We start from the raw sequence: 22,773 nt of genomic DNA, 5'->3' as shown, positions 1-22,773 counted from the left end.
AACGCAGTCGAACGCTGCTTCAACCGACTCAAAGGCTTCCGCGGCATCGCCACCAGATACGACAAGACCGCCACCTCCTACGAGGCAGCGGTCAGCCTCGCGTCATTCCTGCTTTGGGCAAGATCCGTTTGAAGACGGACCCTAGTGCCGCATCAAGCAACGTTCGCCCTATGCGTCTCGCAAACCAGATGACGTGAGCCAGCAGCATCTGCAGAATGCCGACGGTGACTGAGTCGTTGCCGTCCATACGAGGGGCTGGTGCATCATGTCTGCTGGTGACTCATCCTTGCTTGGGTCAATCGTTGCTTGTGCCGAGTGCGGGGAGCTCTACAAGCGGGCGGGGCGGGGCAATGGCGACTGGTTCCACTTCATGGTGGTCGAGATGCACCGTCGGCCGGACGGTCAGACCCAGATCACCGGCCACTGGCGTGCGGGTGACTGGATAGATGGGATGTCGCTCGTGCTCAGCACCCGTGATGGTCGTCGCGTGGCCATCACGGGTGCGCAGATGGAGCCGCCGCTCAACAGCGCGTGCGAGGCTCGCGGACAACGGCGACTGGTCGCCCCCGAGCTCGACCTGCTGCCGTCGAGCGGTTGCATCCACGCCGCGAGGTAAGTCCTGAGGGCGGTCGGCGATGTGACGCCGTCCGGCGTCCACTCAGGCGTCATGCTGCTCGGGTGGCTGAGCCTGTGCAGGTCCGCGAGATCGATGACCACGAGGGGCGACGGTTGTTGCGGATCGTCCGCCGTGGGACCGGATCGGTGGTGACCTGGCGCCGGGCCCAGATGGTGCTGTTATCGGCTCAGGGCATGCCGGTGGCGAAGATCGCCGAGGTGACATTCACCAGCCCGGACCGGGTCCGGGACGTGATCCACAACTTCAACGCCGACGGCTTCGCCTCGCTTTACCCGAAGTACAAGGGCGGCCGGCCCAGGGCCTTCACCCTGCCCGAACGCCGCGAGATCAAGAAGATCGCCAAGTCCAGGCCGGTCGAGTACGGCCTGCCGTTCTCGATCTGGAGCCTGGCCAAATTGGCCGACTTTCTGGTCGCCGAGGGGGTGGTCGACGACATCAGCCACGAGGGCCTGCGCATCCTGCTCCGCGAGGAAGGCGTCACCTTTCAACGGCTGAAGACCTGGAAGACCTCGAAGGATCCCGACTACGCGGTCAAGAAGGCCCGCGTTGAGCACCTCTACGCCATCGCCGACGGCGAGGTCCTGCCCGAGCCGGGAGAACCCGAGGTCGTGTTCTGCCTGGACGAGTTCGGGCCGCTCAACCTCCAGCCCCACCCCGGCCGCCAGCGGGCCGAACGCAGTGGCAAGCACAAGGACCCCGACCGCGAACCACGCCGGCGCCGCCGGGCGACCTACACCCGTCCGCACGGGGTCCGCTACCTGTTCGCCGCCTACGACTTGGGCAAAGATCAGCTCTACGGCCACATCAAGAAATGGTCGTTCGTACAGTGGCGCGCTCCACCTGGACGCCAGGAACCACGCCCGCTCCACGGAGTGTGGGCCGACGGCAGACGGGATGGAAGCGGGGACAGTGGTGGTTCCTGTCGGACCCAGACCCGCGAGTCATTCGGGAACCTCAACGTGAGCGTGGATGAGCGGCTAACGACGCCTTTCCGGTACGGCGTTGCGTGACTTAGAACCGCTAACGGAATGCGGTTCGGCCGAGGACCCTGCTGCCAGCGGTACGTGTGGAGTTGCCATGACAGGATCCGACTGTGACGTGCGATGTGTGTGGACACGACATGCGGCAGGCACCGGTGGCGGAGCCGCGAATGCCATGGGACTTGCCAGTGAAGGAGCGGTGGTTCTGCTCCTGGTGCTACGCATGGACCGAGCTGGGACACGATCCCCGTGAGGTTTCACGGCCGCAGTACCAGCCCATGTACGGACGCTGGGAGCGGGCAGACTCACCGAAGCTGCCGGTGGACGTGGCCCACGCCTATGACACGGCCTATGCCTACACAGATTCGGGCGCGACCCTGTGCGGCATTGGGCACGACGGCCTGTCTGTATCTCCGTACTTGTGGGTGCCGGATCGGAGCAACGCCTGTTGCACCTGCAAGAAGACCGCGGCCGTCATTGACCAGCGTTGGCCGCTGGAGATGCGCGGCGGGAACCGTGTTAACCCCACGCCTCCCCCCGGTTCCTGCTGGCCCCCCTTCTAGGACTGCCCACGCGATGATTTGAGCCGCCTCCAGCAGATCAATGCGCAGGCAAGGCTGAGGAATGCTTCATGGATGTCATCGCGGACCTCCCAGCGAATGCGCAGGCGACGAAACCAGTGCAGATGGGCGAACGCACGCTCCACAACCCAGCGCTGGGCGCCCAGGCCAGAGCCGTGCTCGGTGCCGCGGCGGGCGATCAGCGGTTTCACGCCGAGGTCCCAGACCAGGCGGCGGTACTTGTCGTGGTCGTAGCCACGATCGCCCAGAACGACGTCTGGGCGGTGCCGGGGCCGGCCACGCTTGCCACGCACGGGCGGGACGGCCTGGAGCAGCGGGATCAACTGGGTGACGTCATTGCGGTTGCCGCCCGTCAGCGTGGCGGCGAGTGGAACCCCGGTGGCGTCAGTGATCAAGTGATGCTTGCTGCCCGTCTTAGAGGTCCTAACAGAAGCTGTTGATCATGTGACCTTCGGCTTGGACGGTCGTTGGTCCGAGTGTGGGAACACGTCAGTCGCGGCCGTGGATCGTGTCGGATGAACTGTGGTCGCTCATCGAGCCGTTGCTGCCCGAGCCGGCACCGAAGCTGGCCGAGGGCAGGCCTCGGGTGCCGGACCGGCAGGCGTTGTGCGGGATCCTGTTCGTGCTGCATACCGGCATTCAGTGGGAGTACCTGCCCCAGGAGTTGGGCTTCGGCTCGGGGATGACCTGCTGGCGGCGCCTGGCCGCGTGGAACGAGGCCGGGGTGTGGGATCAACTGCATCTGGTGCTGCTGAGGAAACTGCGGGCCGCGGAGAAGCTGGACTGGTCCCGGGCGGTGATCGACTCCTCCCATGTGCGGGCCGCTCGGCGGGGCCCAAAAGCGGACCCAGCCCGGTCGACCGCGCGCGACCGGGCAGCAAGCACCACGTCGTCACCGACGCCCAGGGCATCCCGCTCGCGGTGTCCCTGACCGGCGGAAACCGCAACGACGTCACCCAACTCCTGCCCCTGATCGACAAGATCCCCGCCGTCGGCGGCGTCGTCGGGCGACCGCGCCGACGCCCCGATGCACTGCTTGCCGATCGCGGTTACGACCACGACAAGTACCGTCGCCTGCTCTGGGCCCGCGGTATCCGACCCGTGATCACCGAACGCGGACAGCCACACGGCTCCGGCCTGGGCGTATTCCGCTGGGTCGTCGAGCGCACCATCGCCTGGCTCCACGGCTTCCGACGCTTACGCATCCGCTGGGAGCGACGCGACGACATCCACGAGGCCTTCCTCGGCCTCGCCACCTGCCTGATCACCCAGCGCCACGTCGAACGCCTTTGTTAGGACCTCTTACCCCGGTCAACAGGGCTTCGTCCTGTCTTGGAGCCCCTTTTAACGCGCGGACATGGGAGCCGTCGACCACCGCGCGAGAGAAGTCCAGTACGTTCGCGCAGCGCAGCCTGGCGAGAAGAACCTCGTGCAGCCGAGGCCAAACGCCAGCCTCGGTCCACTCGGCCAGGCGGCGCCAGCACGTCATCCCGGAGCCGAAACCAAGCTCCTGCGGCAGATGTTCCCAGGCGATGCCGGTGTGCAGCACGAACAAGATGCCCTGAAACACCAGTCGGTCCGGATGCCGCTTCCGTCCGGGGTGGCGCGACCGACGCTCCACCTTCGGCAGCAACGGCTCGATCACCGCCCACAACTCGTCATCAACATGCCACGGCTTCGGCCGAGCCACGACCCACCCCCAAACTGGCAGTCACGAAGTGATCCAACCACCTCGAAGATCATTTCGTTAGGAGTTCTTAGCCTCGTCCCCTCTGGATCACTGGGGAATGATCCCAAAGGGGGGACTCATGAACTACTTGATCGGCCTTCTCTTGATCGTTTTCGGGGCGCCGCTCGTCGGCATTACCGGCCGGGTGATCGGAAACTCCGGGCGCGAGGGCGTCGGCAAGACGATCTCCATTGGCGGGTACCTCGCGGTGCTGGGGCTTGCTGCCTGGCTGATCATCGGCAGTCTCTGACATCTCGTATCGCCACGGTAGCCGTACGCATCTCGGCAGGGGGAGGGCTTCGCAGGGTTGCGGCGGTCCGTGCCTGCACGCAGCGGCCGCCGCGGCGCACACCGCGAGGTTCGCCGACACGCAACGGTTGGTGGACTGCGGCGCCACCGGGCGGCGATGACACAGTGGGCTGCATGTGCGGCCGCTACGTCTCCACTCGCAGTCCCCAGGACCTGGTACAGCTCTTCCACGCAACCGACTGGCACCCCGCGGAAGCGCTGGCGCCGAACTGGAACGTCGCCCCCACGAACGACGTGTGGGCAGTCCTCGAGCGCGCACCGCGCGACCAGGGCGGCGATGCACCGGCGGAGCGCGAGTTGCGGCCACTGCGCTGGGGGCTGGTCCCCTCGTGGGCGAAGGACGTGAAGATCGGCGCACGCATGATCAACGCGCGGGTGGAGACCGTCCACGAGAAGCCAGCCTTCCGCCGGGCGTTCGTCAAGCGCCGCTGCCTGCTGCCGGCCGACGGCTTCTACGAATGGCAGCAAGCCACCGACGAGACCACCGGCAAGACCCACAAGCAGCCGTACTTCATCCACCCCGAGGACGGCCAGGTGATGGGACTCGCCGGACTGTACGAGTACTGGCGCAACCCCGAGATCAAGCCGGACGACGACCCGACCGCCTGGCTGATGACCTGCACCATCATCACCACCGAGGCCACCGACATCGCCGGCCGGGTGCACCCTCGCATGCCGCTGGCCCTCACACCCGACCACTACGACGCCTGGCTCGACCCCCACCACCAAGACCCCGACGACCTGCGCGCGCTGCTCACCCAGCCCGGCGACGGACACCTCGACACCCGGCCGGTCACCACAGCCGTCAACAGCGTCCGCAACAACGGCCCCCACCTCTTGGACGAGATCATCGCCTAGCCCTGGGCCCAGGAGCAGATCAACCCTGCTCGCAGCTGCGAGGCTGGCCGGCGGCACCGGACCAGCCGCTGCGTTCGCGGCAAGGATTCGCACAGATCGCCAGCTACCGATTCACTGTTCGCTTACCGCCTGATGTCGCCTGTTACTCATCGAATCGTTCTCCGACAGGAGGCGCACAGGTGGCATGCAGCAGGCGCGCGGGGAGCTGGAAACCGCTTCCACCCCGATGACCACCGGGGTGAAAGCACCCTCGCGCGAACTGAGCGCCACCGCCAGCACGGTTGACTGAGCAGTGCAGGCGACCGTCACGGAAATGTCCGCATACAGCAACATGAAACGGCGCATCTCCCATCGAGTCCGACGGGCGGCCAAGCTGTGGGTCCTCGGCACAAGCCGGGATCCGCACACCGCTCATCGACTGCCGGCCGCCGCATCGGCCGGTGGGTGGGCTTGCACCTCAGGGGAGTGCTCATGTCTTCTCGTTCGATCCGCCGTATCGCCGCCGCGACGCTCGCTGCTGGCGCCGCGCTCGGCGCCGCGGCGCTGCCGGCCTCCGCCCAGTCCAGCCCCCACCAGGCCGCCGCATACCGCTCCGGCGTGGTCATCAGCGATGTACAGGCCGACTCCCCGGGCTTCGACGACCGCAGCAACCGTTCCCTGAACCGGGAGTGGATCGACGTCACCAACACCTCGCGCCGTAGCGTGAACCTGGACGGCTGGACCCTCTCGGACGAGGACGGCCACACCTACACGTTCAATCACTACCGCCTCGACGGGCGCTCCACCGTGCGCGTCCACACCGGCATCGGCCGCGACACCTACCGCGACGTCTACCAGGACCGCCGCAACTACGTCTGGGACAACCGCTCCGACACCGCCACCCTCCGCAACGACCACGGCCGGTTCATCGACGACGCCTCCTGGGGCGGCCGTCACCACCGCGGTGGCGGCCACGACGGCAACCGCCACGACCGCCGCCTCTAACCTCCAACCCACCGGCGACCCCAGACAACCGGTCACCACACTGAGCACCGCCCAGCGGCTCGTGGTGGCGCATCCGGCCACTGGGCGCCACCGGCGCGTGACCAGAGCAGGTCCACCTTGGTGAAAGACGTCCCGCTTCCTGCGGGGAGATGCAGGTGCAAGACCTGTCCGGCGCTCCACACGATCCCGCCTCCGATACCCGGAGGCGGGATTTCGCCGTACAGGGCAGACTGCCGCACTCCACAGACTCCCCGCACCGCGGCCGCAGGCGCTGCTTCGGGACCGGGACGTATCAACACCGGTTTCAACGGTAGGGCCAAGCACTCTCCGGTGCGGTCCGCGAACGGCGCCGGAATCCTCGTGCCGACCGGTCAACACCCGCACTACGATGCGCGGATGAACGAGCTCGCGCCAGCCGGACGGCGCACCCTGCACCAGCGCGGTCCGCTGCGCCGCACGTTGCTGGACTCCTCCGTGCTGACGACCACGGACATCGTTGCGGCCACCCGGCGGCCGGCACCGTCGTCATTCGTCGCCGGGGCGCGGCCAGTGACGGTGTGGTGCGACGCGTTCGGGGCCGGTCCCAGTGACCGGTCCCGAACGCTTGAGCCCCACCTGGTCAAAGAGCACCGTAGCGGCGAGCACACCATCCCCTGCCTCGCTGAACCCTTCTCCGCCAGCTACCGCGTGCTGGAACGCCACCAGACCCCTGTGGCACCGTCGGCATCCGGCGGGAAGTGACGTGCTTCCTTTCGTCTACCGGATCACCAAGTACGATCCCGCCGACCGGGATGAAAACGGCAGCTACATCGGCACCGTCGAGGCGGTCAGCGACCACGGGCCTGTCGAATCGGCCTACCTGCAGGCGGTGACCGCATTTGCAGAACACGCTGGTATCGACCGCTTGGCTGTCCGAGAGCCGTACCTCGCAAGCGGCCTTGTCGACCTCGGCGCCGAGCCGGCCATCGAGGGGGATGGACTGGCCGGACTCTTCTCATCCGATCACGCACGCTTCCACGACGGCGCGGAGGTCTCGCTCACCCTCGGCCTCGAACTGGTCCGGACGATGCTCCGCGACAACGGCGCCTGGTGCCGCCTCGAGGTGGAAGGCCGGTTCACCATCCACGTCGGATGGGACCAGTACGTCTACATCAGCAGCAGCAAGCCCTGCGAAGAGGCAGTGGCCCGCACCCGCGCACTCGGCCTGTTCCCGGAACCTCGGGACGCCTCCCCCTACGACGCCGACTACGACGAGCCGGGCGAACAGCGCCCCGCGGACGACGTCTTCTGGGCCCGGCTGCGCTGGTGCGTGGCCACACGCCAGGCAGCAATCCTCGAAGAGATCTACGCCGGCAACGTCACACGCTGGCACCGGCTCAACGACGGCACCCTCGACGAGGTCCGCGCTCGCCTGACCCCCCGCGCTCAGCTGGCCGTCTGGCCGGACCTGTCCACCGACGTTGCCGCCGTCCTCGCAGGTCTCCCCGAAGAGGACCTGATCGAGCTCGTCTGGGAGGACAAGGACGGTCAGATCACGAGCACCACCGCCGACGAGACCGAGTTCGCGGAGCTCGCAGCAAAGATCACCGGCGCCCGCGCCGCAGCCGCTCTGTCCATGCATACCGACGACCGCCAGCCTCTGTTCACCGCCGTCCTGCCCGACAGCGACGGCGTCCTGCGAGCCCGCTGGAGGACTGAGCCGACCCAGAGCGACCGGCACTGGGCCATCCTCAAGACTCTGTACCCAGGCCAGGTCATCACCGGGACGGTGACCGAGATCGCCAGCTTCGGTGTCACCTTCGTGGACATCGGCGGCTTCACCGCGATGATCAACATTCCCCAACTGTCCTGGCGGCCCATCGACTACCCCTCCGACGCCGTCACTGTCGGTCAGGAGATCACCGCCGAGATCCTCGACGTCGACATGGTGCGGGAGCGTGTGCCGCTATCGCTGAAGGCGCTGCAGGCGGATCCGATGCTGGATCTCGCGGGGCAGGTCGGTCAGATCGTCACCGGCCCCGTCACGAAGCTCGTCCCGTTCGGCGCCTTCGTCCGCGTCGAGGACTGCGAGCACGGTTTCGAGGGACTGGTCCACAACACCGAGCTGGCCGATGTGCACGTGGAAAAGCCTGAGGATGTCGTCCAGGTCGGCGAAGCACTCACCGTCAAGATCCTCGAAGTCGACCCCACCCGGCGCCGGATCACACTGTCACACAAGCAGGCGCTGACCACCGCCCGAGAGGGGCACCGCCACTCCTGACGAGCGAGCCGACTCGAAACAGCCCACAGCGGGCGTGCAGACGTCTACGGAATCCGACGGTAGGCGCGGTGGCTGCCGGGGCAGTGTGCTGGCGGCAGCGGAGGCGCCCGAGAGTCTCGTCACCGTCGACTGCACCGGAGAGCGCTAACCCCTCCCGCTGCAACCGGTTCCGATGCCGGACTCCGCTTCCCTGCGGCACGGAGGCACCGGGCCCGGGCAACACGGTTCTGTCTGATCACTCGGTCGGCTGGCCTTTCCCTTCTTTGTGCCTGTCTGCGTCGAGGTCGTGTCTACGGTCGGCAAAGGCGCTCAGGCACGGACAGCAAGCGGGGGAATGGGATGCGGAACTGGGAGAAGGTGCTGCCGGTCCTGGAAGCGCTGTATGAGCGCGGGCAGGCGGCCGGGCACGGCTGGACACTCGACACCGAGTTCCTCCTGCCCCACCAGCAGCACGCTAGTGCCCTGGCAGGCCATGGACTGGTGGAGCTGGCCGGGCGGGAGGACCGGGCGGAGCTGTCGGTGCTGGAGGGCCGGCCCGTACGGTGGGCGGCCCGCTTGACCCCGCACGGGCACGACACTCTCACCTACGGGCGGATCCGCCCCCGAGCTGATCCGACGCCCCAAGGGACCGCGGCGGGGCAGATGGTGGAACTGATGCCGTCGCAGATGGCAGCCCTGCGCGTGTTCACCGGTCTGGCCGGCCAGCTGCAGGTGCCGCCCGCCGACGGGCTGGCCGAGCAGGTTCGCGCGGCGTCGTGCGATCACGGGATCAAGCGGTGGCGCCTGCACCTGACCCCGGAACAGATCGAATCGGTGGCATACGGGTTCTGGCTCCACCGGCTGACCGGCTCCGCCGCCGAGGCCAACCGCTTCAGCCGCGAGTACGGCGCCCTCTACCGCCCGCCGAACAGCGTGGCAGACAGGCAAGAGGCCGCCGCAGCACAGAGGTCATCCTGATCCCGCGTCTGCGCAGACGGGCTCGTACCCGATGCGCGCAAGCGTCGGCGCGTGCGCACCGTCGTCGCAACGCCGCACATCACCTGCCCTGCCGCTACGACGCGATCCTGGCCGACCTCGAAGCCCTCGGCAAACCGGCCGCACTCATTCCCCTGCCCGCCACCGTCAGTTGCGGCGACCAGCTCGACAACGCCCAGACCTACGCCGCCACCCCGGCCGGTGCCTGGTCATCCCCGACGACGAATCACTCACAGGCGGAGCCGCGCTGACGGAGGTCTGCCTGCGTCTGGCCGACACCGGCCAGACGCAGCAGCCCGACCCCACAGACATCCACTGGGTAGCCGCCCTCGTCGCCGCAGAAATCCTGGCCGCAGCCGCAGCCGCAGCCGCAGCCGCAGCCGCAGCCGCAGCCGCAGCCGCAGCCGCAGCCGCAGCCGCAGCCGCAGCCGGGTCCCGGGGCACGCGCCAGGGACGGTATCGGGGATCAGCCGTCGTAGTGCCCGTAGGCCGCCAGGATCGCCTGCTCGTTCTCACCGCGGTGGCAGACGTGCCAGTGCATGTGCTTCGACTCCTGGTACAGGCCCTCGTTCGTGGTGATCGAGGCGGCACCATGCTCGTCCCGTACTTCCCAGCGACCTCCCGCACGACCTCCATCACCTCCAGCAGAAGATCCGCGTTGCCGTCACCGAGATCCACCAGCGACGAAACGTGCTCCTTCGGCACCACCACGATGTGCACCGGATGCGCGGGCCTAGTGTGGTGAAACGCCAGCACTCGGTCCGTCTCGGTGACGACGTCGATGTCCGCCAGACCAGGAATGGCCTGGTGGCAGTAGAAATCCGAGATCGCGGTAGGCGCGGCAGGAGAAGTCACAGTAAGTCACTTTCCGTCTCGCATGGTGGCGACGTCCGCAAGGCTACAGCCTGTCCCTGCGCGACAGCTCTGGCCAAGACCCTCACAGCACGCCAGTGGCACAGAGCCCGGGGCCCCTTGCATCCGTCTACGGGCAGCGCGCCTTACATAAACTGTGAATATAAAAATGCTATGCTTCGAGCATGAGTCGTCCAGCCACTGTTCCTGGCGCGTCCGCCGCCATCGGGTCAGCCCTCTACGGCCTGGCCACCAGGGCCACGAGACGCCTGCCCCGGGACATGAGCCTGACGTCCGCCGCCACCCTGGCCACCCTGGACCGGACCGGCCCGCGGCGCATCACCGATCTTGCTGCGGTCGAGGGCGTCACCCAGCCCGCGATGACCGCCCTGGTCCGGGTGATGGAGGAGTCCGGCCTGGTCGAGCGGCGAGGTGACGCGTCCGACAAACGGGTCACGCTGGTGTGCCTGACCGAGGCCGGCGCCTCCTATGTCCGGACGCGGCGCCAGGCGGGCGTCCACGCGTTCGAGCGGTTGATCGACGAGCTCACCGGCGACGAGGTCGAAGCACTGGTGGCGGCCCTTCCGGCGCTGAAGCATCTGGCAGAGCTCGAAAACCAGGACCGCGAACGGCCGCACCAGTGACCGGGCAGCCGGTCCGCGGGGGCACGGTGAAGGCGTTCCCGGTGGCGCACTCCGAGGCGCGACTGCTGGTCCCCGCCCTGATGTTCATCGCTCTGGTCGTGGCGGCGGTCGCCAGCCTCGGGACGCCACTCATCACCAGCGTGGCGACCTCGTTCCACGTCTCGCTCGGCAGCGCGCAGTGGACGCTGACCGTCGCGCTGCTCAGCGGCGCCGTCGCCACGCCGATCCTCGGCCGGCTCGGAGCCGGCCCACACCGGCGGGCCACGATCCTTGCCACGCTGGCGGTCGTCGTCGCCGGCAGCGCTCTCACCGTGCTGCCGCTGCCGTTCGCGTGGCTGCTGGCCGGCAGGGCGGCCCAGGGCGTCGGGCTCGGGCTGACAGCGCTGATGATGGGCGTGGCCCGGGACCACCTCCCCGAGGAGCGCAGCGCGGCCGTGATCGCCCTGATCTCGGTGGTCTCGATCATCGGGGCCGGCGTCGGCTACCCGCTGGCCGCACTGCTCGCCGAGCTCGGCGGAGTACGAGCCGCCTACGGCCTCGGCCTGGTCGTCACCGCCGCCGCCCTCCTGACCGCGTGGCGCTGCATGCCCGAAGCCCCCGAAGGCCGCTCCGCCCACGTGGACGTGGCAGGCGCGGTCGTCCTGGCCGCTGCGCTGCTCCTGGTGCTGCTCCTCGCCGGCGAACGGAATCTATGGAGCCTGCACCTCGCCGTGGCGGCGGGCCTCGCCGTCGTCGCGGTGGTGATGCTCTGCGTCTGGGCCGTCATCGAGCTGCGCAGCCCCACGCCCCTGGTCGATGTGCGGGCGGTGCGGCACCCGGCGGTCGCCGGGGCGAACCTCGCCATGTTCGTCGGCGGGATCGGCATGTACCTCCTGCTCACGCTCATCACCCGGTACGCGCAGACGCCGCACGGCGCCGGCTACGGCTTCGGGCTGACGACCTTCGTCGCCGGGCTGGTCCTCATCCCGTTCTCGGTGCTGGGGTTCGTCGCCGGCAAGCTCACGCCGCGGGTCCGGACGCGGATCACCGACCCCCTGCTCTTGGCCGGCAGCGCCGTGGTGGTCGGCACCGGGTTCGCCCTGTTCGCGGCGGCCCGGTCGGACCTGGCCGAACTGTTCGCGGCGATGGGCGTGCTCGGCTTCGGCGTCGGCGGCTTCTCGGCCGCGATGCCCGGCGTCATCCTGGCCGTCACCCCCAAGAGCGAGACGTCGAGCGCCATGAGCTTCAACTACGTCGTCCGCAGCGTCGGGTACTCCCTGGGCAGCGCCATCGGCGGCCTGATCCTCACCGCGGGCACCGGCCCGGGCCACCTCTTCCCCGACGACAGCGCTTACACCACCGCGGCGCTGGTCGGCATCGGCGCCATGGCCACCACGACGCTGACAAGCCTCGCTCTCGCCCACCGACGCTCTTCCGAGACCAACCCGTAAGTCAGATGCACTTCATCCCAACTCTGGAGGTTCCATGCCCAAGGGCTACTGGGTCAGTGCCTACCGCACCATTTCAGACCCTGAGAAGCTGGCTGCATACAACAAGCTGGCCGGTCCGGCCGTCGAGGCCGGGGGCGGTCGAATCCTCGCCCGTGGCAGCCAGGTTGTGGCGCATGACGCCGGAATCGCCGAGCGCACCGTCCTGATCGAGTTCGACAGCTTCGAGCAGGCCGTCGCGGCGCACGAGAGTGCCGCCTACCAGGAGGCACTGGTCGCCCTCTCCGACGGCGTCGAGCGCGACTTCCGCATCGTCGAAGGCATCGACTGACCGAGGTCCAGTCGGATCTTCACTGAAGATCCGCCATCTTGGGTTTCAATGGTGCGGCTGCTGGTGCGGCGGGGTTCGTGGGTGCTCGTGCCGGTCGGGGGTGGCGGTCTTCGTTCTTGATCATCTGTCAGCGGTCGAATTCGAGGTTCGCCAGGACCGAGCGGGGCGTGGAGCAGGGAGGTGGCGCGGGCGCGGCTCGTGCGCAGTTTGGTGAGGATGCGCCAGGTCTTCAGGCGCGCGAAGCCGCGCTCGACGAGGGCGCGGCCGACGGCTCTCAGGTGCTCAACGATGTGGTCGTGGCGGGCAGCGGTGATGTCGTGGGTGCGCCCGGGCCTCGCGGCGGGGACCCAGATCAGCGTCCGCGTTCGTCGGTGAGCGCCCGAGGAAGCGTTGGCCGTGGCGCTTGTGCTTCTCCGAACAGTTCTTGCGGTTGCCCTTGCCGGTGCGGCGGCTGGTGAGGATGAAGGTGCCGTCGATCAGCACGGCCTCCCCGCCGCGTCTGGCGACCTTGGCCGGGGCGCGGTCCACGTTCGATGCTCCGGCCGTCGGCGTACGAGGTTCTCTCCCCAGTCATGTACGGGCGAACGTCCCCAGCTGTTAGACCACTTGGTTCTCGCGCTCGATGGCCTGGCGACGGTCCTTGAGCCGGTAGTTAGGGCGATCTACGACAGGGCTTACTGCCCCGGACTCCAACAGCTTCCGAAAGCGCCGTAGTTCCGACCAGCGACGCGGATCCCAGACCATCGCCGACCAACCCTGCCGCAGCACACCGACGACGCAGCAGAGTGCCGACCAGCCCTCCTCAAACGCATCAGCAAGTGGCCGCGTTCGCCCGTGCGCGGGTGGGGGCGTTCACGTGTACGCCGAGAGGTGGCAAACATCGGGACGTAGACACCGATGTTGCCACCGCCGTTGGCGAAGGTGACTGCGGCGACCTCCAACGAGCTGCGGCCGCCTGCCTTCGCCTCCGCCTCGTCCGCGGCTTCACCGTCGCGTTGGTTCTTCCACGCTTCCCATACCGCCTTGAGAACCTAGATGATCAATTCAAGGGGATGCCTGCGGAGGGTGTTGCGGTGGCGGTCAGCTGTCGGAGTCGACTTCGGGGTGCGTGAACCGCACGGGCTTGCCCAGCGACCGGGCGTAGGCGATTTCGGCTCGGGTGCTGTCTCCGATGTAGTCGCCGACTACAAGCACCTCGTCAGCGAGCCGGATCTTCGCTCGGTGCAGACCGTCGAGTCGAACCTTCAGCGTCTCGGCCTCGACAGGATCGGACCAAAATTCGTGCGGCGACTTCATGTCGCAACCTGGCTTGACGACAATCTTTCCGGCTTTGGTCTCCCGCACATCGGCCTCGGTCATCTCGGTCATGAATCGGGTGGAGCCGCAGATCACGACGATACGCGGGAGGCTCAGCTGCTTCTTCGCGTCGGCGAGTTTCTCCTCGGGGGTGAGCGAGTGCACGTATGACACTGGTTCCTCCTGGTGGAATGGTCCAAGGGGGTGCCTGCGGAGACGAGACCGAGGGTATCCAAGATCGTCTTATGGCGAAGAACGTGGACCCCCTCGCCATGATGCGGAACGCCCGGCGAAAGTATCCGGCGCACAGCCCCGCAGTGCCACCGGGCTCCACGGCAGCCTCGTCAACGAGATGACCGCCCAACAGCCCCAAGTGCCGCGTCAGGCAGAGCTCGCTCTGTTCGGATGGCTGAGTTGTCGCCTGGTAGCGTCGCTCTCTTCAGCTGGGGCAGCCTGCTGGGGTCTTGATGGGATGCATGATGACTTCTCCGGATGGCACTGTCCTTGTCGCTGCGATAGCGAGGGTCGCGAAGACCTTCGACGGCATGACGGCCCAGGCTGACGAGGCCGACTGTGGCCGGTGCTTCGCTGAGGGGGAGGTCGAGCTGCTGCGGACTCCTAGCGTCCCGCTCCCGGCGGATCTCGTCCGCCGGGTCGCGCAGAAAGATCCTTTCCACTGGGGCGACCAGCCCGCGATCATCCGTCGGATTCTGCCGCAGCTCGTCGTCTTGCTCGCCGAGGGCGAGGCCGAGTCCGATCTCATGGCCCGTGGACTGGCCGCGGCAGGCTGGTCGCGGTGGCCCCGTGAGCAGGCTGGGGCAGTGACCGGATTCCTGGACGCATGGTGGACGCAGACCCTGAGAACGAAGTCGCCGCCCACTTCGGCGTGTGCGGTGTTCGAGAGCTGCGTGACCGCGAGTTCCTCGGTCGCCCCGTGGCTCGCCCGCTGGGAGGCGGAGACGGGACCGGCCGCCCGCCGTCACCTGGCTGACAGTCTCGACTGGTGGCGGGAGGAGTTGACGTCCGACGACTCGCCCTTCTGGTGGTGGTGGGGCACCGCGGCGGAAGAGAGGGCCGCCTGGCACGAAGTGAAGTGGTGGCTGACCGGACACGCCCGCGTAACGTGATGCCAGAAGGGTTGGTGCCTGAGCGCAGCCGTGGACGCCAACACGTCCCGATTCAGGCGATGTTTGCCCTAGCCACGACCTTACGAAGGCGCTGGTCGGATGAGTGTCTGTTCCGCCAGATGATGTAGCGGCGGATCATGCTGCCCTGTTCCTTGTGGCTGGCGTGGCCGGTGCCGTTCAGGGCGAAGTAGCGCAGGGCGGTGAACTGGGCCTCGATGCGGTTGAGCCAGGAACTGTTGGTTGGGGTGTACGCGAGCTCGATGTTGTTCACCGCGGCCCATTCGCCGACCCGGTTGTCCTTCTTCGTGGTCAGGTGCGGGGAGAAGTTGTCGAGCACGATCGCGGTGCGCATCTCGGGCGGGTAGAGGCTGCGCGCAGGTAGCGGCAGAACTCCAAGAACCTCGGCCGGTTCTTCTTCGGCTTGACGTGGCCGTAGAGCTTGTCCTTGCCCAAGTCGTAGGCGGCGAACAGGTGCCGTACCCCGTGTGGGCGGGTGGAGGTCGCCCGGCGGCGGGGCCGGGGCTCCCCGTCCGGGTCTTTGTGCCGTCCGCTGCGTTCGGTGGTCGCCCGCCAGCAGCTCCCGGCCGATCGCCGCCATCAGCTGCTGCTGTTCGGCCTACTGCCGGCCGGGGCGGGGCTGGTTGAGTGAGCCGAACTCGTCCAGGCAGAAGACGACTTTGGGCTCACCGTCCTCGGGTATGACCTCGCCGTCGGCGAGCGCGTAGAGGTGCTCCACGCGGGCTTTCTCTGGCGCGTCGACGGCACCGCGGCAATTGTGCGGCTTTGGGACAACGCCTGGGCCGAGTTCGTGCCCTTCCTGCAGTTCGACGCCGAGATCCGCCGCGTCGTCTGCACCACCCACGTGGTCGAGTGGGTCAACGCCCGCATTCGAAAAGCCGTCAGGGCCCGCAGGTACCTCCCGAACGAGGCCGCAGCCCTGAAACGCGTTTACATGGCCGTCATGAGCCTTGACCCCGCGGGCCGCGGACGTATCCGCTGGACCATGCGTTGGAAGCCCGCCCCGCAGGCTTTCGACATCCCGTTCGACGGCGGACTCTCCATCGGCCGCCGCTAACTCACATCACCCGAGTTGCACCGTGGCCGGACAGACCCTCACTCCGCTCTGGACGACCGAGGCCGAAGTTCCGCCATTGGAGCCTGTCACGGGGTATCCGCAGAGCCTGCTGGTGGAGGACGATCCTGACCCTGAGTGCCACACGTACTGCCATCTCCTTGCCGCCCGCCAGCCCTGGCAGCGCGGCTGCATTGACGACTTGCTCCGAGATGCCGCTGACGACAAGGTGACGGCAATCCTCGTCACCGACACCCGCATGCAGCGCATCCACCACCCCTACGACGGTGGCGCCGACGTCTTTCTCGCCACGTCCGAGGAACGGGACCGGATGCGCGATCGGCATGGCGACTGGGTTTCCAGTCATCCCTCGAGTCTCTGACCGGCTTGGATCGCCGACCCGCCCAGGATGGTCTCCACTGCGAATACCGGGTTGAGAGGCTCCACGAGTTCGTTGGTGGCGATGGCCACGAGGCGCGCGGGCGTATCACCGTTCAGCAACGCGCTCATGTATTCGATGGCCTCCGCAGGCGAGAGCACAGGCAGCCTCTGGCGCAGTGTCCGCACCGCGTGCATGCGTCCGCGCGTAGCGGCGACTCCGCACAGCGCATCGTGTAGATCGTCTACCGCGGTGCGAGCCGGCAGCCCGCGTATCCGGGCTCGGTAGTCGTCCTCCCACTTTCCGGTTTTTGCGGAGACGACGCCGATCTGGTGGAGTCCTCCGTCGACGCGGTCGACCAGGTACGGTCCATTGCCGATCAGCATGCACTTCGAGTTCCGAGTGCGTACGAACTCCTCGGAATTCCAGGAGACGATCCACACCAGCTCGTGCTCCTGAACACGGACCACAGCCATCGTCACCGCGTCTGCGCTCACAGCCCGCCACTGCTGATAGTCGCGCTCCAACTGCTCTTCGACAGCCCGAACGGCGGCCTCTCGCTCGATCACACGTGAAGCATCCCGTACAGGCCCGGTTTCGACCAGCGAATTCCCGCGGCTCAGGGCCACGCAGAAGGGGCCAACGAACCTTCTCGACTAAGCGCTGTCCTGTAATCCCACGAGGCTGAGGGTCACGCCGTGTCCGGGTCGGCGCCGATGGCACCGGCCGAGCGAAGCGACCGCCCGAGGTCTCCGGTGAGGACGCGGGGGTGGCGCCGCCACCACCACAGGTCGTGGCCAGGCAGCCTGTGGTACTGATCGAGTGCTTGGCCGTCGTCGTCGATGGTCGCGGCCTTGTACCGCGCGTCCAAGGCTTTGATCTGCGGGGTCCAGAGCTGGCCGACGTGTTCGTCCAGCAGGAGCCACGCCTCGTGCAGCCAGTTTCGGCAGCAGAGGTCGTTGGTGAATTCGTAGATGTCGTCGCAGTAGCCGCGCTCGATGGCGCTCACCAGGGCAGCCCACGCGTTCACCCTTTCAGCGACCGTGAACGCCGTCCTCCAGCCGCGCTGTTGCAACAGCTCTCCCACCTCGGTTTCAGTAGCCACGGGCGTGAGGCTCTCATGCCGAATCCGTCCGGGCGACCGAGATGTGTCCCGTCAGAGGCTGGCGGCCCCGCACCATGATCAAGATGAGACGATCTCGCCGTGCTGGTGTGACCACGGCCTCGGAGCCGTCCCAATCCGGTGGCAGTGACAGCCCTGAGAGACGTACGCCCGGGCTGTTCGATCAGCGGGGGGATGGCCGCGATGGCAGTCACGTGAGTGTCGGGGTGACGCCTTAAGCCGTCCGGGGACTTGATCCTTATATCCAGAGCAATGGTGCCTGACGCTCTCGTGACCGCCACCACCGTTAATACTCTCCACTTGATCGTTCGTTGGCGTCTGTGGTACGAGCCCGCTGCATGGTGATCCCTCGCGACGCCCGGGCCGCTTCAGCTCCAACGCTGGCACGCCGCCGCCCAGAGGAACTTCCTCAACCGCATGATCGGACAGCTCTACCACTGCCTCCAGCACGGACAGCACCTCGACGAGGCCGTGGCCTTCCCCGAGGCTAACGTCGTCCCACAGGAGGCAGCAGCCTGATCTGTCGGACCCGCTATCGGACGACAGAGATGTCTGGCAGCGGCGAAGCTTTCACGCCTTCACGGGCGAGAACCTGCTGAGCCAGCACGCGGGCACGGATCCACCCCACATCGCTGGTCAGAGCCGCAGCTGTCCACCGATCCGTGGACTCGTCGCAGCTCATCCCCTCGAAGATCGAGTCGATCAGCCGGAGCTCGGGCAGGGCATCACGGCTGAGGAATCCTTCCTCCACCAGACCCTCAGCCATGCGGAATGCGTGATCGAAGTCGAGGGCGATCTCGTCCGTCACGACGCCATGCTTCTCAAGCCATGCTGTCTGGACCCGCGCAGGTGCCGCCACTACCATCAGCGCCTCGTTCAGCAGACGACGTTGGAACGAAGGATCAGGAGTTTCCACACTCAGATCATCCCACTCCCGGACCCGAGCACCTGCCCCATCTGTTCGCCCGCCCATGGCAACGGACTTGACGCGCTAACCGCCTGAGGTGTCTGGATAGCCCTGTCAGCAGGCTGAGCCCGAGGCAGTTCGGAAAGCGTGATCAGATACGACACGGCGTCAGCCTTCCAGGCCGTCGAGAAATTCCGCGAGTGCGGCCACGACAGCGGGGGCGTCCCCCGCGAAGTCGAGGTCCTCGCGCCCGGGAACGCGAAATGTGTAGCGTCCAGGCCGGTCCACGGTCACCGAGGCCAAGATGTCGTGGGTGAAGGCGTGCGGCAGCACGGTGAAGCCGTGGCCGAGCCCCGGAAAAAACTGGCGGATCGTCGGATGCCCGGCGGCCAGTTCGACGACCTCGCGATACGCCCGCATGTCACTGCGGCCGACGATCCGCCACTGCGTCTCCCGTTCGTCGCCGCGCTCGTAGGCCAGCTGCAGTTCCGAGAACTCCACGAAGGGATGCCGCTCCGCCATCTCCGCCAGCCCCGTCCCCTCCAGCCAGGCCCCCGCGGCCTGGGCGAGCATGCGCGTGTCCTGGGTGGCTCCGTGCGCCCACGCCCACTTGTCCCGGAGGAACGTGACGGCATAAGCGGTGTCACCGGTGAGGACGGTGATCCGCGACCGGTCACTGGCGAGAACGATGGGCCCCCGCGTGCGCGCCGTGGTGGGGGCGAACCGGTGGGGGAAGCCCAGGTCGAGTTCGGAATTGAGCGCATCAGCCAGTTCGGCGCCGGCCGCGGCGCCGGGGAAATCGGTCATGGTGTGTATTCCGTTGCAATGGCTAACATAACGGCGTGGGCCAGCCTGATGGTGTCCGCCGGGAGAACAATACTGATACGCTACCTGGGGCCATCGTGTCGGGGTACGGCCTGCCGTTCGCGGGCAATGCCGCATCCGGCTGATCTACACGTCTCTGCTTGTTGAATCCTCGGTACTTCAAGGAGCGGGATGCACAGTGGGGCAGCCTGGTGGCCTGGTCGATCTCAGGGGCGTATTTTTCGTTTGTCTGCGGACGTGCGGCCTGATCATCCAGGTGCAGAGCTTTTTGGGACTATCGCCGGGCCTTGCCGTGTTCCTCCTGGGCGGCGGAGGGACGCTGTTCGTCGCCGGGATCGTGATGATCTTCTTGGTGTGCGGCTGGTGAGAGCAGGGTGCCTCGGCGGGACCGCGGGCCGACAGGTGACCGGTATGTGCACCACTCGTCTCGGCCCGGTGAACTCCCCCTGAGCGCCTCCACTCTGGAACTGCAGCGTCAGTGAGCCGAGTTTCCGGTATGTGATCAGGCAGCAGGCGAGCGAGTTTGAGGAACGCTTCGTGCATGTCGGCCCGCCGTGCCCAGCGGATCCGGAGACGTCGAAAGCCGCGCAGCCACGGGAGACTCCGGCTCGTGCACCCAGGGATAGGTGCCCAGCCTGGTGCCGCGCCGGGTGCTCCGGCGGGCGGCTGCCGGCACGGTGCAAAGGTCGTAGACCTGGTCGCGGTAGATGTCGTGAATCGTCAAAGGCCACGGCTGACGTCGTGACGGATCTTCCACAAGGCCCAATGCTTCCCAACCATCATCAGTCCCCGCAGGCCATCCTCACCACGGAGCGGCAACGCTGAAAGCTCCGTGCCCGCCCAGCTCCGGAAGGCAGATGCCGTCGGCGGTGCAACCGAGGACCTCTGCATCAACCCGACCAGTACCAATCGAGCACCCATGCGAGGATCTCGACGTGAACGATCTGCGCTTCCGCCTCGCCGAGGAGACCGACCTTGCCACTCTCGTCCGAGTGCGCGACGACGCCGCCCGCTGGATGCTCGCCCAAGGCATAACCGGCCAGTGGCAGCCCGGTCAGCTCGACGAGGACCACTTCCGCAAGGCCATGGCCCGTGGTGAGGTCTGGCTCGCCGAGGCTGATGGTCGCGTGGCCGGGGCATGGGAGCTGTGGTGGGAGGATGAGGACGCCTGGGGACCACAGCCACCGGTGGCCGGCTACGTGCATCGGCTGATGGTCGACCGCAGCAACGCCCAGCCGGGGACGGGACGATTCCTGCTGCGTGCCGCAGAGCGCCGCACTGCCGCGACGGGGCGGGCGTTCGTGCGTCTGGACTGCTTGGCCGGCAATGCGCGCCTGACCTCCTACTACCTGGATGCCGGGTACCAGGTCGTCGGCCACAAGACAGGCAAACCGCAGCCTGGCGGTGCACCCAAGTCGTTCACCCTCCTGGAGAAGACCTGCAGACCGGCCGCAGGGGCCCAGCGACTGCAGTCGGGAGCCGAGGAGGAACGGAACAGCAAACCGATGTTGCTGTCAGAATTTTTGACAGACAGCGTATGAGCTCGGCCCCCGGGCAGTGAGGTCGTGCATCGGCGACGGCTGATGCACGCCTGCCCTGCCCGGGCCCCGCCGCGAATAACTTCTGCAGCGGGGCCTGTTGCGCGGCTCTGATCCCATGTCGACCTGCATCCGCACCACCAGCGAGGCCAAGAACATGCCCCTCGATGAGCTCGCCCAGTTCGTTGAGGGACGCTCGTAAGGTGGGTGTCTTCGGCGACTTGCACGTGCGCGCCGAGGTGTCGTACAGCAGGAAGACCGCCAGGCTGAGAGCAGCAGGCGTGAGGAGCCGGAAGGCTGCCCGCAACTTCCGCCGCCTCACCGCGCCTGCGAAACCATGGCTGAGTTGGCACTACTGGCATTGAACCTAAGACGCCTGGGCGCTGATGCGTCTTCAATTCATCGGTTCAACTTGCAGCCCTGTTTCGTTTCCCCCGCGGACGTCCCTGATGGGGAGTCCACACGATGCACACTGTGAACAGGCACGTGTGAGGGCGAACGATGACGGCGAGAGCATTGAGCCGGGCTCGAGGGCCCGTCGGTCGGGTTGCCCTCGGATGGCACAGATTCCGCTTGGCTCAGGCTGTTGGTGGCAGACAGGTCGCTTCCGGAACTGCCCGAGGCCGTCCGCACTTCGGGAGATTCCGCGGTTCTTGCCGAGCTGGCGTAGGAACTGCGAGGGCTGTGCGGGGGTTGGCGGTGTGGGTGGTGGGGGAGTAGTCAGCTCTTCCGGGGGGACGGGCTCGTGGCGGCTACGGAGGCCCCGGCTGATTCTATCGGCCGGGGCTTCCGTGCCTCAGGAGGCGGAGATTATCGCTCATGCCACGCACGAGACGCTGCGAGGAAGGCGCGCGTGCCCCTTCCGTGAGTTCGGCCTCCGTGACGTCGCCGGGGTCTCGGTCCGGCGCATGCGCCACGAAGTCCTCGACGACGTAGAAGAGCTCGTTCGCCACGGCGAACTCGGCATCGGAGATGTCGCGCAGTTCACGGAACTCGGCCCAAAACTTCGATTCGAACTCCAGGGCATCGATCTGCCCGGAGACGAAGCGCTCGCAGAGGGCCGCGTAGGGCGCGAGTGCCCCGCAAGTTCCCGGCTCGCGCCCCATCACACACTCCCTCGTGACGACGATGACTGCCCGCTTCCGGTTCAATCTGCTCATGAACTTCCCGCTGCGGTCCGTCATGACGTTCAGGCGATTGGTGGCGTTCGTAGTAGTGATAGGCGAGGTCGCCTCGCTATTTCCCCGTGCCCTTGAACGTATCAGGGTCATCGTTGTGCAGGCGCATCACGGTCTCCCATTCCTTGTCTCGCTTAAAGGAGTAGCCCCCGGCCTTGGCACCGAAGTCCTTGAGCTGCCCCCCGAGCCGTGCAGGACCAGGACAGCAAAGCCCCCGGTGTCGAATCGCTTTACATGCCGGTATCCGTCGGTGAGGCAGGCGAGTTCATCCTCGTCCAGGGCGATGCTGCGCTGCTGGGCCGGCGTGTGGTTCGCATGGGGTGTGATGACGATGAGGACTCCGCCGGTGCGCAGCCGTACGGTCAGCCGGCGCAGGACACGGGCGCGGTCGCGGATGAAGGCGATGGACAGCCGCATGGTGATCAGGTCGTAGCCGTCTGCGGCGAGGGGGGCCAGGTCGTCGTGTTCCACGTCCAGGCACAGCCAGCGCACTCCCTCCACGGCGGCGTGTTCTGCGCGGGCCCGGGTGAGGGCGCCTTCGGCGAAGTCGGTGCCGTCCACGGTGTAGCCGAGTGAGGCCAGGAAGGCGGCCAGTTCGCCGGTGCCGCAGCCGACGTCGAGCGCGCGACCGCCCTCGGGAGCCAGAGCGTGCTGGACAAGCAGGCGTTTCTCCTCGGCGGAGAGCCGGCTGAAGCTGTGGCCGTCGTTGTAGTGCTTCGACCAGTTGGCCCGGGTGTATGCCACAGACAACTCCTCCTGTG

The 22,773-nt window shown here is 67.1% G+C and carries 24 protein-coding genes and 8 pseudogenes; 18 read left to right on the top strand and 14 right to left on the bottom strand.

The window, feature by feature from the left end:
- The 3 genes and pseudogenes from ACFV2J_RS28625 to ACFV2J_RS28615 all read left to right on the top strand — a co-directional run.
- Positions 1–132: pseudogene (locus tag ACFV2J_RS28625) on the top strand (IS5/IS1182 family transposase); the annotation flags it as partial.
- A 355-nt stretch (positions 133–487) separates the two neighbouring features.
- Entirely contained in the window at positions 488–616 is a 129-nt protein-coding gene (locus tag ACFV2J_RS28620; RefSeq protein ID WP_385441309.1) for a hypothetical protein, read from the top strand.
- A gap of 62 nt (positions 617–678) precedes the next feature.
- A pseudogene (locus tag ACFV2J_RS28615) lies at positions 679–1,446 on the top strand (helix-turn-helix domain-containing protein); the annotation flags it as partial.
- Between the two features lie 730 nt (positions 1,447–2,176).
- On the opposite strand, the pseudogene ACFV2J_RS28610 reads toward ACFV2J_RS28615, so the two are convergent.
- Positions 2,177–2,617, bottom strand: a pseudogene (locus ACFV2J_RS28610) (IS5 family transposase); the annotation flags it as partial.
- A 59-nt stretch (positions 2,618–2,676) separates the two neighbouring features.
- Here ACFV2J_RS28610 and ACFV2J_RS28605 point away from each other — a divergent pair.
- A pseudogene (locus tag ACFV2J_RS28605) lies at positions 2,677–3,494 on the top strand (IS5 family transposase).
- 5 nt (positions 3,495–3,499) lie between these two features.
- On the opposite strand, the pseudogene ACFV2J_RS28600 reads toward ACFV2J_RS28605, so the two are convergent.
- Positions 3,500–3,888: pseudogene (locus ACFV2J_RS28600) on the bottom strand (transposase); the annotation flags it as partial.
- Positions 3,889–4,006: 118 nt separating this feature from the next.
- On the opposite strand from ACFV2J_RS28600, the gene ACFV2J_RS28595 reads away from it, so the two are divergent.
- Together ACFV2J_RS28595 and ACFV2J_RS28590 are read left to right on the top strand one after the other, a co-directional pair.
- A complete protein-coding gene (locus ACFV2J_RS28595; protein ID WP_385095724.1) occupies positions 4,007–4,177 on the top strand; it encodes a hypothetical protein in 171 nt (56 codons plus the stop codon).
- 173 nt (positions 4,178–4,350) lie between these two features.
- Positions 4,351–5,094 carry an SOS response-associated peptidase gene (locus ACFV2J_RS28590; RefSeq protein ID WP_385095727.1) on the top strand — a complete coding sequence of 248 codons (744 nt, stop codon included), beginning with the start codon at positions 4,351–4,353 and terminating at the stop codon, positions 5,092–5,094.
- A 111-nt stretch (positions 5,095–5,205) separates the two neighbouring features.
- Here the strand turns inward: ACFV2J_RS28590 and ACFV2J_RS28585 are convergent, their stop codons facing one another.
- Positions 5,206–5,427, bottom strand: a complete 222-nt coding sequence (locus ACFV2J_RS28585) for a hypothetical protein (RefSeq protein ID WP_385095730.1) — start codon at positions 5,425–5,427, stop codon at positions 5,206–5,208.
- A 138-nt stretch (positions 5,428–5,565) separates the two neighbouring features.
- Between ACFV2J_RS28585 and ACFV2J_RS28580 the strand changes: the two genes are divergently transcribed.
- The 4 genes from ACFV2J_RS28580 to ACFV2J_RS28565 all read left to right on the top strand — a co-directional run bounded on the left by ACFV2J_RS28580 (position 5,566) and on the right by ACFV2J_RS28565 (position 9,295).
- Positions 5,566–6,078: a lamin tail domain-containing protein gene (locus tag ACFV2J_RS28580; RefSeq protein WP_385441304.1), complete on the top strand. Its 513-nt coding sequence runs from the start codon at positions 5,566–5,568 to the stop codon at positions 6,076–6,078.
- Between the two features lie 396 nt (positions 6,079–6,474).
- Entirely contained in the window at positions 6,475–6,819 is a 345-nt protein-coding gene (locus ACFV2J_RS28575; protein WP_385093620.1) for a hypothetical protein, read from the top strand.
- Between the two features lies 1 nt (position 6,820).
- Positions 6,821–8,338, top strand: coding sequence for a S1 RNA-binding domain-containing protein (locus ACFV2J_RS28570; RefSeq protein ID WP_385093617.1), 1,518 nt, complete (start codon positions 6,821–6,823; stop codon positions 8,336–8,338).
- A 339-nt stretch (positions 8,339–8,677) separates the two neighbouring features.
- Entirely contained in the window at positions 8,678–9,295 is a 618-nt protein-coding gene (locus tag ACFV2J_RS28565) for a DUF6417 family protein (RefSeq protein ID WP_385093614.1), read from the top strand.
- A gap of 165 nt (positions 9,296–9,460) precedes the next feature.
- Here the strand turns inward: ACFV2J_RS28565 and ACFV2J_RS28560 are convergent, their stop codons facing one another.
- The gene (locus ACFV2J_RS28560) at positions 9,461–10,033 is read right to left on the bottom strand and encodes a hypothetical protein (protein ID WP_385441324.1); all 573 of its coding nucleotides are present in this window, start codon (positions 10,031–10,033) and stop codon (positions 9,461–9,463) included.
- A 413-nt stretch (positions 10,034–10,446) separates the two neighbouring features.
- Between ACFV2J_RS28560 and ACFV2J_RS28555 the strand changes: the two genes are divergently transcribed.
- From ACFV2J_RS28555 to ACFV2J_RS28545, 3 genes are read left to right on the top strand one after another with little or no spacing between them, the layout of a single operon-like run.
- Positions 10,447–10,809, top strand: coding sequence for a MarR family winged helix-turn-helix transcriptional regulator (locus tag ACFV2J_RS28555; protein ID WP_385098451.1), 363 nt, complete (start codon positions 10,447–10,449; stop codon positions 10,807–10,809).
- Positions 10,806–12,239: an MFS transporter gene (locus ACFV2J_RS28550; protein WP_385441300.1), complete on the top strand. Its 1,434-nt coding sequence runs from the start codon at positions 10,806–10,808 to the stop codon at positions 12,237–12,239. The genes ACFV2J_RS28555 and ACFV2J_RS28550 overlap by 4 nt, the downstream gene beginning before the upstream one ends.
- 34 nt (positions 12,240–12,273) lie before the next feature.
- A complete protein-coding gene (locus tag ACFV2J_RS28545; protein ID WP_385096341.1) occupies positions 12,274–12,567 on the top strand; it encodes a DUF1330 domain-containing protein in 294 nt (97 codons plus the stop codon).
- A 282-nt stretch (positions 12,568–12,849) separates the two neighbouring features.
- Here the strand turns inward: ACFV2J_RS28545 and ACFV2J_RS28540 are convergent, their stop codons facing one another.
- Together ACFV2J_RS28540 and ACFV2J_RS28535 are read right to left on the bottom strand one after the other, a co-directional pair.
- Entirely contained in the window at positions 12,850–13,095 is a 246-nt protein-coding gene (locus tag ACFV2J_RS28540) for a hypothetical protein (protein WP_385096338.1), read from the bottom strand.
- Between the two features lie 552 nt (positions 13,096–13,647).
- Positions 13,648–14,037: a hypothetical protein gene (locus ACFV2J_RS28535; RefSeq protein WP_385096335.1), complete on the bottom strand. Its 390-nt coding sequence runs from the start codon at positions 14,035–14,037 to the stop codon at positions 13,648–13,650.
- A gap of 371 nt (positions 14,038–14,408) precedes the next feature.
- Here ACFV2J_RS28535 and ACFV2J_RS28530 point away from each other — a divergent pair, with 371 nt between their 5' ends.
- Positions 14,409–14,990 (top strand): hypothetical protein, encoded by a 582-nt coding sequence (locus ACFV2J_RS28530; RefSeq protein ID WP_385096332.1) that lies wholly within the window; start codon positions 14,409–14,411, stop codon positions 14,988–14,990.
- Positions 14,991–15,042: 52 nt separating this feature from the next.
- Here ACFV2J_RS28530 and ACFV2J_RS28525 read toward each other — a convergent pair.
- Positions 15,043–15,744 (bottom strand): annotated as a pseudogene (locus ACFV2J_RS28525) (transposase); the annotation flags it as partial.
- A gap of 15 nt (positions 15,745–15,759) precedes the next feature.
- Between ACFV2J_RS28525 and ACFV2J_RS28520 the strand changes: the two are divergent.
- Both ACFV2J_RS28520 and ACFV2J_RS28515 read left to right on the top strand, forming a co-directional pair.
- A pseudogene (locus ACFV2J_RS28520) lies at positions 15,760–16,065 on the top strand (transposase); the annotation flags it as partial.
- A 22-nt stretch (positions 16,066–16,087) separates the two neighbouring features.
- A complete protein-coding gene (locus ACFV2J_RS28515) occupies positions 16,088–16,444 on the top strand; it encodes a hypothetical protein (protein WP_385081795.1) in 357 nt (118 codons plus the stop codon).
- Here ACFV2J_RS28515 and ACFV2J_RS28510 read toward each other — a convergent pair.
- The 4 genes from ACFV2J_RS28510 to ACFV2J_RS28495 all read right to left on the bottom strand — a co-directional run bounded on the left by ACFV2J_RS28510 (position 16,426) and on the right by ACFV2J_RS28495 (position 19,278).
- Positions 16,426–17,010, bottom strand: coding sequence for a YrhB domain-containing protein (locus ACFV2J_RS28510; protein WP_385081796.1), 585 nt, complete (start codon positions 17,008–17,010; stop codon positions 16,426–16,428). The genes ACFV2J_RS28515 and ACFV2J_RS28510 overlap by 19 nt on opposite strands.
- Before the next feature lie 122 nt (positions 17,011–17,132).
- Positions 17,133–17,546 (bottom strand): hypothetical protein, encoded by a 414-nt coding sequence (locus ACFV2J_RS28505; protein ID WP_385081797.1) that lies wholly within the window; start codon positions 17,544–17,546, stop codon positions 17,133–17,135.
- Positions 17,547–18,096: 550 nt separating this feature from the next.
- The gene (locus tag ACFV2J_RS28500) at positions 18,097–18,480 is read right to left on the bottom strand and encodes a hypothetical protein (RefSeq protein ID WP_385081798.1); all 384 of its coding nucleotides are present in this window, start codon (positions 18,478–18,480) and stop codon (positions 18,097–18,099) included.
- A gap of 159 nt (positions 18,481–18,639) precedes the next feature.
- Positions 18,640–19,278 (bottom strand): hypothetical protein, encoded by a 639-nt coding sequence (locus ACFV2J_RS28495; RefSeq protein WP_385081799.1) that lies wholly within the window; start codon positions 19,276–19,278, stop codon positions 18,640–18,642.
- Positions 19,279–19,474: 196 nt separating this feature from the next.
- On the opposite strand from ACFV2J_RS28495, the gene ACFV2J_RS28490 reads away from it, so the two are divergent.
- Entirely contained in the window at positions 19,475–19,663 is a 189-nt protein-coding gene (locus tag ACFV2J_RS28490) for a hypothetical protein (protein WP_385081854.1), read from the top strand.
- Between the two features lie 109 nt (positions 19,664–19,772).
- Here the strand turns inward: ACFV2J_RS28490 and ACFV2J_RS28485 are convergent.
- Positions 19,773–20,011, bottom strand: a pseudogene (locus ACFV2J_RS28485) (IS5/IS1182 family transposase); the annotation flags it as partial.
- A gap of 220 nt (positions 20,012–20,231) precedes the next feature.
- On the opposite strand from ACFV2J_RS28485, the gene ACFV2J_RS28480 reads away from it, so the two are divergent.
- Entirely contained in the window at positions 20,232–20,837 is a 606-nt protein-coding gene (locus ACFV2J_RS28480) for a GNAT family N-acetyltransferase (RefSeq protein WP_385081800.1), read from the top strand.
- A 770-nt stretch (positions 20,838–21,607) separates the two neighbouring features.
- Here ACFV2J_RS28480 and ACFV2J_RS28475 read toward each other — a convergent pair.
- Together ACFV2J_RS28475 and ACFV2J_RS28470 are read right to left on the bottom strand one after the other, a co-directional pair.
- Positions 21,608–22,018 (bottom strand): colicin immunity domain-containing protein, encoded by a 411-nt coding sequence (locus ACFV2J_RS28475; RefSeq protein ID WP_385081801.1) that lies wholly within the window; start codon positions 22,016–22,018, stop codon positions 21,608–21,610.
- A gap of 102 nt (positions 22,019–22,120) precedes the next feature.
- Positions 22,121–22,756 carry a class I SAM-dependent methyltransferase gene (locus ACFV2J_RS28470; RefSeq protein WP_385081803.1) on the bottom strand — a complete coding sequence of 212 codons (636 nt, stop codon included), beginning with the start codon at positions 22,754–22,756 and terminating at the stop codon, positions 22,121–22,123.
- Between the last annotated feature and the right edge of the window lie 17 nt (positions 22,757–22,773).

This window comes from Streptomyces sp. NPDC059668 (assembly GCF_042734135.1).
GTDB lineage: Bacteria > Actinomycetota > Actinomycetes > Streptomycetales > Streptomycetaceae > Streptomyces.
This window is presented reverse-complemented; position numbering and strand designations above follow the sequence as displayed.